Here is a 16,469-nt window from a genome sequence, read left to right as displayed (position 1 = left end):
TGGCCGGATCAGCGCCGGCCGTACTTCACGTCGCCATGCGCATCGAGGCGGACCGAGGTGTAGGGTAGCTGGAGGTAGTCCAGGACCCTGTCGGCGTGCCTTGAAAAGCCGGTCTTGTTGCGACCGAACAGGATTTCGCCCACGTTCAGCCCGACCCCGACGAAGAGGTGGCGGCGCGGTTCCTCACCGGCCTGGATATCCGATTTCAGGAAGTTCGAGGCATAATAGCCCAACTGAAGGTCCAGGAACCGCAGCGGCGTGTTCTTGAGCCCTTCGAAACCGCGCCCCTTGATGGAGAACATGTAGCGCTGCTGTTCGTAGTGCCTGCGTCCGCGATAGGAATAGACGTTGCTGTTGGGCACGATTTCCAGCTTGAACGCGATCTTTTCGCGCACGCCGGGAACGGTGTTGCGAAATACCGAAAACAGCGCGCCGGCAGAGTTCATGACGATGTCATTGAGCGAATAGCCGGTATCCGGCTCGATCCCGTCCGACAATTCGTTCGCGGCCATAAGCGCCGATGCCAATGCGGCGGCAACCCATGCGTCGCCTTGCGATGCATGGGTCGTCTTGTGCAGGCGCATGTGCAGGATTTCGGCAATCAGGTACGTGTCGAACGCGTGCAGCATCTTGTCCGAACCCAGGCTTCCGGTGTCCTTGCCGAACCAGCCTTCGTCGTGGAAGCTGAAGCTGTCGGTTTCGCGGAACAGCTTCTTCCCGCTCTGTGCGGAGAAGTAGAGCGCGAACAAGGCCATCTCGGTCTTGATCGTGCTGAACTGCGAACCGAAATTGCGGTGCGTCGCATAGCCGTGCGGCACGTGATCGGCCCAGCGTCGCAGGACGACATCGCCGTCTTCGTCGAAATAGGGATTGATCTCCGGTCTCGCCGACGGGTCCGGTTCCTGCTCCATCGCAGGGGCCTGGGACCTGGGTTCGGCCGGGCCGTACGCTTCATCGTCCTGCGCGAAGCGGGCAAGATCGAAACCGTTGTCCGACAGGATCAGCAGGGGACCGTTCCCGGACCGCCCAGGCATCGCACCCGCGATGGTCGACAAGTCGGTAAAATCACTTCGGCCTTCGATGGAAGATGCCTTGCTATCAAGGTCCAGCGACGCGATGACATCCAGATCGGTCGCGCGGGCCTGTGCGGTTCCGGCCGAAAGTGCAACGGCCGCAAAAAGCCAAGGCACCTTTGCGGCGCTCGACACGAGGTGCTTTGGCAATTTAACTGTCTCCGAATGCGACCAATTCAGTGGTAGCGCCAAACCATATTTTCCCCGCCACTTGAACCCCCAATTATTCTATGGCGATGGAGTCCGCCGCAAATCCTGCAATTCTTGTCTCATCCTTGCAGGATCGATTAAAATTACTTGCGCATGCGCCTTGAGCGGATTCGGCCAAGCAACTGGCGAATGCGCCCTTTCGGTTCGTTCTGATAGGACCGGTTGCCGACTTCGTCCGCCGAGAGACTGTCGATCAGCGTCTCATGACGAAGGCGTGAGTGGAGAAGAGGCGCAAGCGAGCGCTGCGCGCGGGGATTTTCGCGGTGATGCTCAATCGCGTGGAGCACTTCTGCCACTTTGCGGGTTATGTTTGGACGCGGATCGAACAGCGATTTTCTGGCCCATTCCACGTCCACCACCGGCGGATTTTCGGGGTCGATTTCTTCGAAGGGGCGCATCAGTCCCGATCCGTAGAAGAATTGGATTCCGGTGTCGTCATGTGCGCCAAAGTCGCTGATCAGGGCTGTGGGCACGCCCGCATGCACCGCTTCTAGCGCCACGGTCGATGTCACGGTAAGGCAGAGCGACGCGTCGGCGAGGAGTATTTCGACCGCTTCGTGGCTGATCGACAGGTTGGCGGGCGTCCCGCCTAACTTCTGCCCCGCCGCTGCCAGCGTCGCCTCGATGTGGACGCGGGCACGGTGCAAGGTGAACTCGTCGATTCCGTGCCGTGGCTTGATCACAAGTTCGTAATCCGGGAAACGCCGTGCCAGCAGGATCAGCTGATCCGACAGGAAAGCTCGGTCGTTGCGGGAGCGTGGGATCACGGTCTGTTCGAAGAACACGATCCGCTTGCGCGGTCGCGCCGCGCGATGGACTGGTGCGAGCAGCGCAGGCAGACCGAAAACAGAGGCGTTGGTGGAATCAGCTCCAAAAGCGGCGCACATTTCTTCGTAACGCGTAAGATCGTCTTGGGCGTTTAGCCAAAGGAAATCGGCTGGCGCGCGGCTGGCAAACCCGTCGTAGTGGTAGCGCAGCACCGCGCCGGGATATATACCCAGAATGAGCGGGCGATTAGCGCCCTTCATTTTTTCGAACCGCAGGAAGAAGCGGCGCCAGGCAGATCCGTCGACGGCCATTATCAACAAGTCGTATTTTGATAGCACGTCCGGGACGCACATGCTGTCGAGTGTTTCGACCGACCCATGGAAGGGAACTTTCAGACGGTCCAGCTGCGGCCTTGCGATCTGTTCGGATCTGGTCTGCAAAAGTGCGAATTCGACTTGGGCACCGGCGTCGGCGAACGGACGCCCGACAAGGCAGACCGACCGAATGAACGAATCGAACCCCGCGACGAGCAGGATACGCGCCGGCCCTTTCATACGGTCTTGCCCCTCACCAACTACTTGACCTGAAGGCCCTTAGCGCTCGATCGATGAAAGAAAAAGCTCAGCCATCGTGCGAAGCGCGCCATGCCCTCCAGCCTCTGGCAGGACCATGTCGGCAGCCACCAGCGCCTCGATATGGGAATCGGCCGGACAAAGGGAAAGGCGGGCCGCCTTCATACAGTCCACGTCGTTGATGTCGTTTCCGACGAAGGCGATCTCGTTCCACGTCAGATCGTTTTGCGCCAGCCAGTCCGAAAGGACCGCGTGTTTGGCGTCGACGCCGTGGATGACCTCCAGGTTTAGTTTCTGCGCGCGGCGTGCAACAACCTGGTTAGTTTCCTTCGATAGGACCAAAATGCGAAAGCCCGCGTTGCGTAGCAGTTCTATGCCCATCCCGTCGCGGCGGCTGCACATGACCGCTTCGCGCCCGTCCTGATCTACCAGAACCCTGTCATCGGTGTGCACGCCGTCGAAATCGGTGACGATCGTCCGGATACCTGAAAGGCCGGTTTCGGCCATGAGCCGTGCGTCCATCCTGTGCGCCATCGCCTCGGCGACATGCCAGTCCGAAGGATCATCGATTTCAAGTGATGGCGTAGTCAGCGCAACGGGGACCGCCCGCCCGCAGAAGCGGACCCCACGTTTGCGAAAGGCCGCGACGTTCATGGCATAGATCGCGCCGGTTTCTCGAAACTGCGGTTCGAGATCTTGGCGCCGTTGGCGCGGTGCGCTCTCGTCGTGGTTGATGCCTACTCCCGCTCCATCGCCATCAATCCGCCATAGGAAGCCGTGATCCTCCTTTACCGAGAACGCGCAATCGCTCCCATCGGCAAGTGCGGCGACAACCGCATCGATGTCTGCTGGCGAGGTGAAGGGGGACGTACACTGGAGGAACACGACGATATCGACCGGCGTCCCATCTTTCTCGATCTTGTCGAGAGCGTGGAGCACGGCGCTTTCCGAAGACGCCCCGTCCCCCGAAATCTCGGCGGGACGGTCGACGACGCGCGCGCCCCACGCAAGAGCAGTTTCACGGATATGTCCGTCGTCGGTGGAGACAAAAACCTCGTCCACCGACACAGCCGCGTTCGCGGCCCGGATCGACCGGGCCACGAGCGGGATGCCGCCAAGAGGTTTGACGTTTTTGCCGGGGATGCCTTTCGAGCCGCCCCGAGCCGGAATTATCGCGACGGTCCGCACTTTACTGCTGCCCTCCTGCCCGAGCGCAGCCTCCCGTCAACGCGCGAGGTTCACGACCTTGCCGTCACTGGCAGTCGCTTTCCACTTGAGCTTGTCGCGCTGGACCTGTTCGATCGGAAGCACGTCTTCCGACTTGTAGGTCAGCGTGCTGGCGATGTTCCGAACGTCGCGGCAGAGGCGCCGCATACCATCGGGCTCAAGGCTTGCTGCGTGGTCGGTACCCTTCCACGTGCGGTCGAGCGTGAAATGACGTTCGATGTAGCCGAATTTGCCTTGGCCATACCGTTCTTCACCGATGATGCCAGTAGTCATCGCCGCGATGTCTGCGGCAATCCCGAGGTGGTGGCCGGAAAAGCCGATGTACTTGACCTTATCGCCGAACTGTTCCTGCAGGCGATTAATTTCGAGGAGGCAAAGATCCTCGAACGGAACCGGATAACCTGAGGTGCAGGCATAGACCACCAGGTCTTTCGAGCGGCCCTGCTCAGAGTAGAAGTCGATGAGCTCGGCAATTTCGTCGCGCGAGGTCATGCCGGTCGAGACGTGAATCTCTCCGCCATAGTTGTCGCACAGGTAACGCTGCAGGTCATAGTGCTGGTTTGTCGCCGAAGGTATCTTGATCAGCGTGGGGTTGATCTCGGTGATCTCGCGCGCCGAGGTCATGTCCCAGACCGACGTCGAATATTCGATGCCCAGAGCGTCGCACTCGTCGCGCAACTCACGATGCTGGTCGAGCGTGAATTCGAGAAATTCGCGATGCGCGCCGTAGGTGTCACCGTAGGCGTTGGCCGGCACGGGATGCGGCGTTGCATATTCGGCGGGGCTCAGAAGCTCACGATTGTTGCGCTTCTGGAACTTTGCAACGTGGGCGTTGCAGACTTTTGCTGCGACGCGAATGAGTTCCTTGGCGATTTCCATGTCGCCTTTATGGTTGCAGCCGATCTCTGCAATGACCTTAACTTCGTTCATAAACCGACCCGAATCCTTGTCTTCTTTGTCTTATCCACGGCACAAGTGGTGCCGACAGCCCGAGGTGTTACTCGCACTCGTAGGCAAATCATACTTTCTTGGATAATTTGCTAATACAGCTCTCAACGTACGCTTTTATGCCTGTAATTGCTGCTTTGCACAATACCTGCGGCATAGACCTACGAAACCTCGAACGCTCCCATCGCCTTGACTTTGGGCAGGAAGCGCCAAGGCCAACCTGTCGACCAATAGCGAAGCTTGATGTTCCGATTTTGCGGGCGAAGGTCCAGGGCTGAGGCGAGATTCCTGCGCGCGGCCTCGTAGTTTTTCGCCGCCAGCCAGGCCTCGGCCGCGAGACGAAATGCCTTTGCGGAACGATAATTGTGCGCTGCGGCCTCTTCGAAGAATTGGGCGGCTTTTGCGTATTCTCGCGCATCCCAGGCCTTTCGGCCATCCGACAGGGCGTGCTGAAATTCGGGCGAATCGCCGATGCGCTGGGCTGCCGATGCGATGTGGTGGGCTTGGTAGATCGGTTGGCGGAAGTCGTGTGCCTGCCGAACTTCCTCAAGTGCCTTGATAAGCTCTGTACCGCCCGAAATGCCGAATCCGACCTGCCTGCTCCAATCGGGGGCGGGCTGTCCCACTTCGAGCAGGTCTAGATCGCCGGTTTCGTCGAGTCGGCGCAGGAGGCCGCTTCCGTGAAAGACGTGGGTTCCAAGAGCGTTGCGAATGCCAAAATCCGAAGCAATGAAGCTTGGTACTCCGCGTTCGAGAGCTTCGAAGATCGCGGTCGATGAAATCGTCGCGAACAGGCCTGCCCGGTCCAGGAGCGAGGGCAGGGGTTCGTAGCTGAGCGCCAAGTTTGCAGGCGTTTCGATCCTCTCGAAGATTCGCGCAATATGTTCGCTACTCTGGTGAAAGGTCTCTTCGCCCGGCTTGATTCGAGCCTTGATCAGGATTTCCCAATCCGGATTGGCACTAGCTAGCCGCGCCAGCTCGATCACGAGCTGTTCTCGTTCACCCGTCTTGGTAGGCACGATCACCTGTTCTGCAAACACGAGCAGCCTTCGCGTCGTGCAACGCTGGGGCCGGGCCGGGCCCGGTGTGCCGAAACCCGTGACAACCGCCCGTTGCTTAGGCCCGGTCGCGAAGAAGGCTTCGAGCGCGGTGCGATCGCGTTCGCCATTTACAGTGATGACGTCGTAGCCGGCACGCCAGGCAAGTCCTTCCTCGAATTTTTCGAAGACGAGGCCATTAAAGCCGGTGAATATTGCGGGCCGTTGACTGCCAAGATCGCGGCATGCGCCTTCGAACTCGTGACGGAACTGGGCGAGGCCGGAACCCTTAGTGTAGACGCCGATCGCATCAAGACCCTGGAAGATCTCGCTTCTTGCCAGCCCTTCAAGCGTGATCTGCCTTACCTCGTAAAGGTTCGACAGTCTGTCCATTACGGCCTGCGGGATGCGGTCCGGATCGGGCACTGCGTATCGAACATGCCAGTCGGCGCTGGCCAGTGTCGCGGCGTGCCGTAGGGTACCAAAAATCTGGCTGTCGCTATCGGCGAAGAAGATCACCTGGCGAGGAGTACGGCGCATGCGGCGAGAAGATCGATCGCCTGTGGGGTCGAGATCGAGTGGCATGATCGACCGCCTAGCCTTCTGGTCCGGAGAAGCAAGTAAGTAATATTTTCGCGCCGGGGGTTTCGCATTCGCAGAAAATGCAGCTAGGTACGCAACACTTTGCAGATGCGAATTGCCAGGACGATTTTTTAGATGCGCATTGCGCTCGTGAATGCCCTGTTTCCCGAACTCGGGATCGGGGGTTCGGAAATTTCCACGTTCTTTCTTGCCAAGGGGCTCATCGGCCTCGGGCATGACGTGCGCGTGCTTAGCCAGAATGTCGGTCAAGAATCGGTCTTCGATGAATTCGAAGGCGTATCCGTATTTCGGCTCGGGTCTCCGGCGGGCTATGAACCGAATGTGCTGGCGAAACCAAGGCTTGAAATTGACGCCCTGCGCAAGCAGCAATCCAAAGTGGCGCATCTGTCGCAGCGCATGCGCGGCGCGATCGAGGATTTTTCGCCGGACATCATTAATACCGCAGTCGTTGGCAACGCGACCGGCTTCTGGAAGCTGGCCAGCGACATGGAAATTCCGGTCGTCCACACGCTGCGGTCCTATTCTCTGCTTTGCCACCGCCGCATGCTGCGCGTGGACGGACCCTGTGATCGGCAGTGCCTTTCCTGCGCAACAAATTCCCGTCGCAGCTCTCGCAATCATTCGAACCTGGTCACCGGCGTAATCGCGATCAGCGATCATGTCCTCGACGTCCATTCGCGTTCAGGGTGGTTTTCGAACGTCGCCAACCGTGCAGTCATCGCGAACAGTTACGAGCCTACGCTAGAGCATGTGCCGGACAAGGCAGGAGCTTATGATTTCGGATACCTGGGCCGTATTCACGAGACGAAGGGCGTCGAGGAACTTCTCGTCGCTTTCATCGCGTTGCGCGCACGAGGCGGACCGCGAAGGCGCCTGTTGATCGCGGGCGACGGCAATCCCCAATATGTCGAGGACCTGAAGCAGCGTTTCGAGCATCCGGACGTCACGTTCGCCGGTTATTTGGATCAGGCCGATTTTTTCCGGCAAACGCGCATCTGCGTGGTGCCGTCGATCTGGTTCGAACCGTTCGGCCGCGTTTTCGCAGAGGCTCTGCATCACGCCACACCGGTACTTGGATCGCGCCGCGGGGGCGGTGCGGAGATCCTTGACGAGAACACCGGCTGGCTGTTCGACCCCGACGATCCGCAGGATTTTTTCTCGGCACTGGAAAAATGTATCGAACTTTCGCAGGATCGTTACGAACATATGGCGCGGGCCTGCCTGGAAAGCGCGACCGCCTATTCGGTGCCCGCCATCGCTCGGCAATATCAGGACTTCTATGCAAAGTGTCTTGCCTGACATGAAGATATTGGCCGTCGCGACATCTCCCCTGCAGATCCAGAATGTGCAGCAATATATACGCCAGCACGATCTGGATTTCCGTTCCTGCACGCTGGCCCACGTCGGTTCGGTGCGCGAAGAGGACAATCGTCGCGCGATCGCGCAAGCGGCCAAGACACCGTTCGAACGTATCGCGGCGTTCGCGCCCTACCGGCCGATGCCGCGCAAGCATTTCCCGAACGATCGGAACTGGGCGCTTGCCGAACACCGCAACCGGCAGGATTACATGGCCGGGATCAACCGATTATTCAGTAATACCGGCGCGGATTTCGACGTCGTTCTGCTGGGCGATTATCGGCCGATGTCGTTCCGCCAGTTCCTCCAGCCGCTTGCCGAAAAGCTGCCCGAGATCGTCCTTGTCGATGACGGGGCGGTTTCGCGGTACGTGATGAGTTACCGCGCCACGGGTGCCGACGCGGAGGAGGTCACACGCGGCATTCTGCCGGATCTGGGCGTGGGAGATCCCTTCCTGCCAATGGAACCTGCGGCGCTCACGTATTTTACGATCTACGGTGATGAATCTGAAATCGCGCAGAACGATCGCGTAGTGCGCAACGGGCAGTTCGACCGCGTCGTTGCCGGCAGCTTCAAATCAGTCGAGGATGTGTGGATCTGTGGGACCAACCATGTCGAGGCGAAGCTTGCCCGCATGGACGCCTACTTCTCGCTTTGCGAACGTATTCGCGATTGGTTTCCCGATCGGCGGATCGTTTACTTCCCGCACCGGCGCGAGGATTCTGCAAAGCTCGAGCGGTTGCAGAACAGGTTCGGCTTCGTCGTCAATCGAAATGCCGACGGGATGGAGCGGCACGTGCTTCGACGACAGGTCGTCCCTCACAAGATCATGGTATTCGGATCGACCGTCGCCGACACACTGAGCAGGATCTACGCAGAGCGCTCTCCGGTGACAATTGTCGTTCCCAAGGACCGATATTTCACCGGTTCTACCCGGTTCAATCACGTTACCAGCGTGCTGGTGGACAACGTCAGGCGCAACTCCAACGTGACCGCCGTGTCACAGTCGTTGTCCGCGATCGCGCCGTGGGCATCTTCGACCGAGGTGCAAATCGGAGGGCGCTTTCCCGCACCGGTCGTGAAATGCGACGCGCTTTACACCGATCTGCAGGGCCTTGTCCTTGGCGGGTCCGAGGGGGGATGGACCAGATTCACGGAAACCGGCGGGAAGAACGTACACCGCGCCACTCTTCTCAAGGCGCGCCGAGATCCGTTCGGCGCAGGCTTTTGTCACGTTTTCAGGCTCCGCGCCGAGGAGCGTTTCGCTTTTAAGCTGCGGCTGGCGGTATCGGGCGGCGGCTTTGCCGAAGTTGTGTTCGAGGCCGACACCGCGGAATTTCACGGACAGACCAACGAGATCGGTTCGTTGTTCGCCGAAGTACATGTCGATGAAAATCGCGATTCCACTATCACCGTTTTCTTTAAACCGGCGACATGGCGGCAGGTGGAATTGCAGCTTTTCACGCTGTCGAAGCGGGGAACCGAATCGGCCAAACACCAGGGGATGGTAACGGCGGGTTTTTCCCTCGCCCCCTTCCAGCCCAAGGAGGGCAGGGCCATTCCGCTCTCGGTGGACACGAAATCCACCGAGTTCCAAATGGGGATAGCCAGGAATGCGACAGTCCTGATTCGCGTGTCCGGCCGCGACGCGGACACCTTTGTCTGCATGCACACTGGGTGCCTGAAACCGTTGCGCACATCGCGCCTCAAAGCGCCTTGGCTGGGCATCGACAGGATCGAGGTGCTCAACTGCTCCATCAATTTTAACGGCGACAGCCCGCAACCGCTTTCAGCGCGCGCGCCGAGCGACAAGATCGGGAAAGGACTTCTGCGCATCCTTTCCACAACGTCACCGCTGCGTCTCGGGACGGATTGGCGGCAGCGTTCGGTGCTTGCCGCGACTTATGACAAAGTGCCGCTTGTGGGTAAGGGCGCGTTCGACATCGGCAATGCCGACTTCCGTACCGGCCGTGACTGCGTGCTTGCCTCCTACGTTTTCTCCGGCAAGCCGGAAGAGAAGGCGCGGCAACCTTTCTATATGCTTTTTTGACATTCGACACAGGCGGTGCGGCATGGATTTCGTGCCTTGCACCGCGCAAAGGATACACGCATGAATATCAAGCGAAATTCTGGTGAGGCAAATATGAACGAGGCTTCCCACGCGTCCGACGAATCGTCGATCATGCGTGACATCGTCAATTATGAGATTGAGATCGGTCGGCTATTGGCTGACCGCGAGAAGTTGACTGCGAACCTGGCAAAGGCCGATCAGCAACGCGAAGCCTGGCGCGAAAATCAGCTCGACCTCTTCCGATCTGACCTGTCGGCGCTCAGCACGGCGGTCCTCCGTCTGACCGAGGGGCAGGCTCAGCAATTTGAGAATATCTACCGCCTGCTCTCGCAGCTCATTCTCGCGGACAAAGCGGGCCGCCGCGAGCTTGAGGGCCTGAACCAGTCACTGGCATCGAGCGACGCGATTGCAGCTGCGATCAACCAGATGGTCAGCGGCAAGCAGGTCGAGCGCATCAAAGAGACGGCGATCAAATTGAAGTCCGGGATGGCGATGAACGTCGTGCGCGGCAAGGCGGTCTTCGACAAGGCGCTCGATGCGAGCAACTCCGAAGCCGTGGTCCTTGCCGAAAACAAGGACACTGGCGTTCATTCTTTCGTTTTTCCGTTGGACAAGATTACTGCCACGGGCCTACGCGGCGTTGCCCTAGAAGTGAAACCACTCAATCTTCGCGCGCTTCGTATCCGCCTTCAGGACGAGGACGGGCTCGAAAACCGAGCCGAGGTCAGTGTCGATCTCAAATCGCTACGTCACTCGCAGGTAGAGACCACACACGGCGCGGGCCGCCGTTTCGTGACGCTGCGTTCGCTTGAAGATGGTTGGGTTGAAGTCGTGCTCGAGGCATCGCTTGGCGCCAACGACGCCTCGACCCGCTGCGAATTGATCGCCATTGCCGACGTCGACAAGAAGTCGTCCCAACGCGCGGGTACCGGCCGGCAGGCTTTCGCTTTACGCAAGCTCGCAGCCCTCCAGTCCGACGGACTTCTGCCGCCAGAGGATCTCCAGAAGATCGATACCGCAGTTGCCAGACCCGCGGTGGCTCTTCACGAAGTCCGAATGCCGAAGCAGGAAACCGCCCGGCAAAAAAAGCGCGAGGAATTTCTTGCATCCGGCGCCTATCACAAGCTTGCCCGGCTCAGGAACATTCACGAAGGCAAGCGGGCCTTCATCATCGGCAATGGCCCATCAATCAATAAGCAGGACCTTACCCTGCTATCCGACGAGATCACCTTCGTCACCAACTGGTTCGTGAACCACCCGAACTACGCGGAGATCGATCCGACCTACTACGCCGTTTCCTCGCACGAGATGTTCGGCGGCTGGTCGCATGTCGATCCCAAGCCGAATCCCGACTGGCTTAGCGTGATGCTGGCCAAGGCGGGAAATTCGCACAAGTTCTTCTCGTTCGCCTTCCGCGAAATGCTTATTAACAATGGTATCTTCTCAAGCGAGGAGTGCGATTTCCTGCTGTTCGATCGGCCCAAATACCAAGTCGATCAGGTCGGCAGCATCAATCTCGACCTCACGCATCCGATGGACGATGGCTACACCGGCATCGTTACGTTCTGTCTGCCGCTCGCCCACTTCATGGGGATCAAGGAAATATACTTGGTCGGTTGCGATTGCGACTACGGCATCACGAGCCCGGATTCGCCGAAGTCCTATTTCTACGATTATTCTCAGCACAAAACCCGCACGACCAGCCACGAAGGACTGATGCGTGCCTGGGCCGACGATGGTCCGGTATTCAAGACATATGAAATCGTGCGCGACCGGTTCGCGCTCGACGGGATTCGGATCGTGAATGCGACCGAAGGCGGAAGGCTCGAAGTCTTTCCGCGCCAGAAGTTCGAAGATGTGGTCGGCGCGAAATAATGAGCGGCGGGACAATTCTCTGTTCGGTCGTTAACGACGGGTTTACGCCCGGCTTCGTGGTGATGGAAAGATCGCTGCGTGAGACGAATCCGGAATGGAACTTTCCGATCCGGGTCATTCATTCGAGCATCAATCCGCTATCCGAACAGTCGATAGCGGTGATCGAGGATCATTGCGACAACGTCGAGTTTGTGTTGGCGGACGACCGGATGCTCGCGCCGATCCACAGGTACGCCCGCGAGGTAATCAAGACGCCCGAAAGGCTCTTTCCGGCGTTTTCGATCCTCGAGGCTTTCCAGTGGAGCGATGCCAAACAGGTCATCGCTCTTGATTCGGATATGATCATTCTCGGTTCTCTGGAGCCGTTGCGACATGCCGTACGCCCGTTCAATGCGTGCCGCGCGCGCATGACGATCGGCAATGAGCCTGCCAATTTCTTCAATACCGGCGTCATGGTCCTGAACCGGTCGTTGCTTCAGGGCTTTCACCTATGGGACATCCCGACGATGCTGGGCGAGCGAAAGCCGAAGCGCGGCACCGGCAAAGCCGATCAGGCGATCCTCAACATCTTATTTCGGAACGAGTTCGTGGGGTATCTGCCGCAGCGGTTTAACTATACCAAGCGCTCGCTTCAGTTCGATCTTGAAAAAAGCGGCGTCCGGCTTCCCGCCACGACCGAGGAGATCCGGGATTTCATGGCGGCACGCGATACGCGGGTCTTTCATTTTGTAGGCGAGAAGCCTTGGGTCCCGAAGATCAAGTATGCTGAGCTTGAGCATGAAGCGGCCGAGCAAATCTGGCACGATGCCGTCTACCGCTATGGCAAACCTTCACTTTTCGTCCTGCTGGAGCAACTCCGCCGCCAGTGGCAAAAACGATTTGTCGCTGCGGTCCGTCAGGTGCGTGCGGAAAAGCCGGGCATGGTGGACGAGGCGAGGCTGAACGTCGGCATGGGCATGTAGCTGGCGATCACATGCCCGGCGGGCCGTTATTTGCCGCCTTGCTAGTGATGCGTTTCACGACTTTGTAGAATTGTTCGTCCGCCGTGATCGCGTCGATCAGCATCTGAGTGTACCGGGAACGATCTGAAACGAATTCCTTATCCTTTTCGGGGTCGAGGCATTCATCCCAAATCATTTCGACATAGTCTCGCCACGTGACGAGTGCGCGCAAATCGCGGAGCGGCTTTGCCGTCGTACTTGCAGCAAAACGCGCGTAGACGCTGCCTCCACCGACGATTTCGCGGCACTGCCCCATAACAAGCATCGTCACGAAATCACGCTCGATCGGGAAAATCGTTTCGTCGCTACAGCGATAGACCCTGCTCCCGGTCGGGCCGCTCCTGTCGCAAAGGGCCTGGGCCACGTCATCGTCGTCCGAAAAGAAAAGCGCGGCATTCCCGCTTTTTTCCAGATACGTCGAATAGGCGTCGATTGGGACGGTCTTGGCCATCAGCATGCGAAACTTTGCCTGGACCAAGTTTTGGTTGCCGGCCTTGAGCGCCTTGAGGATCGCCCGTCCGTAGGAAACCAGATCTCCGCGCCTAACATGGATCGCAACGAGTTCGCTGGCTTTCTCTTCTTCCACCAGCACCGAAAGGTGGCGGCGCAGAGGTAGCGACTTGAACAATTCGGCCATCTCACGCTCGACATCCTCGCGCTTTTCGTCGGGAGAGCGATAGACCAGAAGCGCACCGCTCACGTGGATTCCGCCCATCTCGAACTGTGCCGGGTCCTCGACCACTGCAGATTTGTTTACCTTGTGCCCATGCTCTTTCCAGAGATTGAGCATCGGGCGCGGGATCGGCCCGTCGACGAGCTTCAGGTCAGGTGCGCGCATGGCGAGGCGCGGAAGATCGATGATGCGCGAAATTTCGTAGTGCTGGGTTTCGTCGGCGATGTATTCGTCGCGCGGTTTGGGCCAGATTATCGTCGTATTCGAACCGACAGAACGGGCATACCTCCAGCAGGAAAGCATAGCCTGCAACCGGCTGGTCAGTCGGTCTGTCCGGAAACTGAATAATTCTTTCAAGGCTCAAATGCTCCTTGCCGCTACCTGTACCGGCGGCGTTACGAATATTCGACATGCAGGGCAACGCGGCATCAGTCGAGTACCGTTTGTTTTTTTCACCAAGGCTTTTCGGCGTCGGGAAAAAATCCGGCAGGTGGCAGTCGATAATGTGGTTGGGAGAGCCTTAAGTATAATTAGCAAACTTGAAACCGTCACGAGAACCGATCAGTTTGCATCGCGCCGGGTGAATGGCTGGGCCCGAACCACCGCAAGGAGTAGATTTGTTGGTAAATCTTTCAAAGAAGTTCGGAGTTGAGAAATCCCTTCTACAGCTTTTCCTGGATCAGGTCTCGTCCGACCGGACTGGCGGGAATGGCGGCATCACCACCTTCGAAGTGGACGAGCTTATCGAATGGATGATTCCGAAGCCTTGCGGCCACGAGCTTATCCGCATCGGAGGTAGTGGTGACGGCGCGTACCTCGTTCCCGATGATCTGAGCGGCATTGAGGCCTGTTTTTCACCTGGCACCAACAACTACAAGTATTTCGAAGACACTCTCGCTACTGATTTCGGCATCAAGTCGTTCATGTGCGACTTCACGTCCTCGGTCGAGAAATTCCACACGCCCCTGATCAAGGGCATGCAGTCGTTTGAGAAGAAGTGGCTGGATGTATCGGCGTCTCCGGACAATCTTGACATCAACAATTGGGTCGCTGCCAATAGCGCTCCCGATACCGACCTGATGCTGCAGATCGATATCGAGGGCGCGGAATATCGCAACCTGCTCCACGCCACCGACGAAACGCTTACCCGTTTTCGCATCATCGTGATTGAACTGCACGGTCTGGCCTATCTGTCTAAAGAGGAGTTTCGCGAGGGCATCTTTGGTCCCGTGATCCAGAAACTTTCGCGCCACTTCACTTGCGTTCACGCTCATCCCAACAACTGCTGCGGCGTCACAGTCCACGGCGGCGCGGCGGTCCCGAGCGTTTTTGAACTCACGCTCTTGCGAAATGACAGGAGGCGCCCGGGTGGTGAGCGTCTTGAACTGCCCAACCGGCTTGATGTTGTAAACGTTGATCGCCTGCCGCCAATCAGCCTTGAAGGTCCGTGGCTTAAACACGCCGATGCCGAAGCGAGCCTTGCTCAGGCCACCGAAAACCGCCTCGCTTGGCTGGAGAAGCAGGTCACGCTGCTGGTCGACGACAAAGCGAAGCGTGTGAAACGCGACGAATTGTCCGATTTCCTCATCCGGCGGTGCCTGCCCAATGCCAATCTCGCACGGGGCAAGAGGACCCGGCAATCGGCAGCAGACAAGTCAGTCAGGACGAGCGAGGCCTTTGCCGGGGTCAGGGATTCTGGGCGCGGGATCAGGACCGACAAGCACGCATCGCCCTGGTGGTCGATCGACCTCGGAGCCGTCTACGAACTTGATGGCATCGTGGTCTACAATCGCACCCGTGGCAAACCGCTTTGCGCAAGGGGTCTCAGGGTGCAGGCTTCGAGCGATGGTGAGGGCTGGGTGCAGATCGCGCGTCACCGCGCCAAGACATCGTTCGGCGGGCACGAATTGTTGAACGGGATCGGGCCGTTCTTCGTTAACTGCAAGAAAATGAAGGCGCGCTACGTGCGGTTGGTAGGGGCCGGCGAAACGATGCTCGATCTGGAGGACGTTGAAATCTACGGTTCTATCGCCAGCGACTGAGCCGCCGGCCACACTTTCGGGGGCGGACGATCCAACAGATCAGCTGCGGATATTCTCGTGATTGTCGAGGAACCAGCGGTAGGTCTCCTTGATTCCGTCTTCGAGCTTGATACCTGAACTCCAGCCCATTCTGGCCAGCCTGCTGACATCCATCAGCTTGCGCATGGTCCCGTCGGGTTTGGTCGGATCAGTCAGGATTTTGCCTTCGAATCCGGTGATCTTTGCCACTAGCCCTGCCAGTTCGAGTATCGAGACATCCGAACCGGTGCCGACATTGATCTGGCTCTGCATAGGCTGTGTATTGGCCTCGTAAGTCTCGCGGTCGAGATCGAGCACAAACAGGGAAGCGGCGGCCATGTCGTCGACGTGGAGAAATTCGCGCCGCGGCGTACCCGATCCCCAGATCACCACTTTTTCGCGTCGCTCCTGCGCCGCTTCATGAAAGCGGCGGATGAGTGCCGGCAGGACGTGGCTGTTTTCGGGATGGAAATTATCGCCCGGTCCGTAAAGGTTGGTCGGCATGACCGAGCGATAGTCAGTGCCGTGCTGCCGGTTATAGCTTTCGCAAAGCTTGATGCCTGCGATCTTGGCGATCGCGTAAGGCTCGTTCGTGGGTTCGAGCGTTCCCGTCATCAGTGCATCCTCGGCCATCGGCTGGGGTGCGTTTTTGGGATAGATGCAGGAAGATCCGAGAAACAGGAGGCGCGTCACCCCGGATTTGAAAGCCTGGTGGATGATATTCGCCTCCATCATCAGGTTTTCGTAGATGAACTCTGCCGGGTAGGTGTTGTTCGCATGAATGCCGCCTACCTTGGCAGCAGCCAAGATCACGACGTCAGGACGCTCCGCAGCCATGAATTCTCGAACCCGGGCCTGATCGGTAAGATCGAGCTCCGAATGGGTTCGGGTGACGATTTCAACCCGCTCGCCGTCTGCCAGCCGCCTTTCGAGCTGGCGATGGATCGCGGCGCCGACCATTCCGCGATGACCCGCCAAGTACATTTTCATCGCCC

12 protein-coding genes are annotated in these 16,469 nt (G+C 58.5%); 5 read left to right on the top strand and 7 right to left on the bottom strand.

What is annotated here, in order from left to right; genetic code table 11:
• Positions 1–8: 8 nt before the first annotated feature.
• The 5 genes from FAX90_RS08570 to FAX90_RS08550 form a co-directional block, all read right to left on the bottom strand.
• Complete coding sequence (locus FAX90_RS08570; protein WP_205700655.1) at positions 9–1,190, bottom strand: DUF2279 domain-containing protein; 1,182 nt, start codon at positions 1,188–1,190, stop codon at positions 9–11.
• Positions 1,191–1,366: 176 nt separating this feature from the next.
• Positions 1,367–2,605, bottom strand: coding sequence for a DUF6716 putative glycosyltransferase (locus FAX90_RS08565; protein WP_144096990.1), 1,239 nt, complete (start codon positions 2,603–2,605; stop codon positions 1,367–1,369).
• Positions 2,606–2,644: 39 nt separating this feature from the next.
• On the bottom strand, positions 2,645–3,811 hold the full coding sequence (locus FAX90_RS08560) for an acylneuraminate cytidylyltransferase (protein ID WP_144096989.1): 1,167 nt from the start codon (positions 3,809–3,811) through the stop codon (positions 2,645–2,647).
• Between the two features lie 36 nt (positions 3,812–3,847).
• A complete protein-coding gene (locus FAX90_RS08555) occupies positions 3,848–4,729 on the bottom strand; it encodes an N-acetylneuraminate synthase family protein (protein WP_240704806.1) in 882 nt (293 codons plus the stop codon).
• A gap of 230 nt (positions 4,730–4,959) precedes the next feature.
• Positions 4,960–6,420, bottom strand: coding sequence for a DUF6716 putative glycosyltransferase (locus tag FAX90_RS08550; RefSeq protein WP_144096987.1), 1,461 nt, complete (start codon positions 6,418–6,420; stop codon positions 4,960–4,962).
• 132 nt (positions 6,421–6,552) lie between these two features.
• Between FAX90_RS08550 and FAX90_RS08545 the strand changes: the two genes are divergently transcribed.
• The 4 genes from FAX90_RS08545 to FAX90_RS08530 all read left to right on the top strand — a co-directional run bounded on the left by FAX90_RS08545 (position 6,553) and on the right by FAX90_RS08530 (position 12,702).
• The gene (locus tag FAX90_RS08545; protein WP_144096986.1) at positions 6,553–7,737 is read left to right on the top strand and encodes a glycosyltransferase; all 1,185 of its coding nucleotides are present in this window, start codon (positions 6,553–6,555) and stop codon (positions 7,735–7,737) included.
• A 1-nt stretch (position 7,738) separates the two neighbouring features.
• Complete coding sequence (locus tag FAX90_RS08540) at positions 7,739–9,844, top strand: hypothetical protein (RefSeq protein ID WP_170234920.1); 2,106 nt, start codon at positions 7,739–7,741, stop codon at positions 9,842–9,844.
• A gap of 93 nt (positions 9,845–9,937) precedes the next feature.
• Positions 9,938–11,740: a hypothetical protein gene (locus FAX90_RS08535; RefSeq protein WP_144096984.1), complete on the top strand. Its 1,803-nt coding sequence runs from the start codon at positions 9,938–9,940 to the stop codon at positions 11,738–11,740.
• Positions 11,740–12,702: a glycosyltransferase family 8 protein gene (locus FAX90_RS08530; RefSeq protein WP_144096983.1), complete on the top strand. Its 963-nt coding sequence runs from the start codon at positions 11,740–11,742 to the stop codon at positions 12,700–12,702. Before FAX90_RS08535 ends, FAX90_RS08530 begins: the two co-directional genes overlap by 1 nt.
• A gap of 7 nt (positions 12,703–12,709) precedes the next feature.
• Here FAX90_RS08530 and FAX90_RS08525 read toward each other — a convergent pair whose 3' ends face one another.
• Positions 12,710–13,531 (bottom strand): hypothetical protein, encoded by an 822-nt coding sequence (locus tag FAX90_RS08525; RefSeq protein ID WP_144096982.1) that lies wholly within the window; start codon positions 13,529–13,531, stop codon positions 12,710–12,712.
• A gap of 467 nt (positions 13,532–13,998) precedes the next feature.
• Between FAX90_RS08525 and FAX90_RS08520 the strand changes: the two genes are divergently transcribed.
• Complete coding sequence (locus FAX90_RS08520) at positions 13,999–15,456, top strand: discoidin domain-containing protein (protein ID WP_144096981.1); 1,458 nt, start codon at positions 13,999–14,001, stop codon at positions 15,454–15,456.
• 39 nt (positions 15,457–15,495) lie between these two features.
• Here the strand turns inward: FAX90_RS08520 and fcl are convergent, their stop codons facing one another.
• Positions 15,496–16,464, bottom strand: a complete 969-nt coding sequence (gene fcl / locus FAX90_RS08515; RefSeq protein ID WP_144096980.1) for a GDP-L-fucose synthase — start codon at positions 16,462–16,464, stop codon at positions 15,496–15,498.
• Positions 16,465–16,469 lie beyond the last annotated feature (5 nt).

This window comes from Croceicoccus sediminis (assembly GCF_007570835.1).
GTDB classification, from domain to species: Bacteria; Pseudomonadota; Alphaproteobacteria; order Sphingomonadales; family Sphingomonadaceae; genus Croceicoccus; species Croceicoccus sediminis.
The sequence above is the reverse complement of the archived record's forward strand: the minus strand, read 5'-3'. Positions and strand labels throughout refer to the sequence as shown.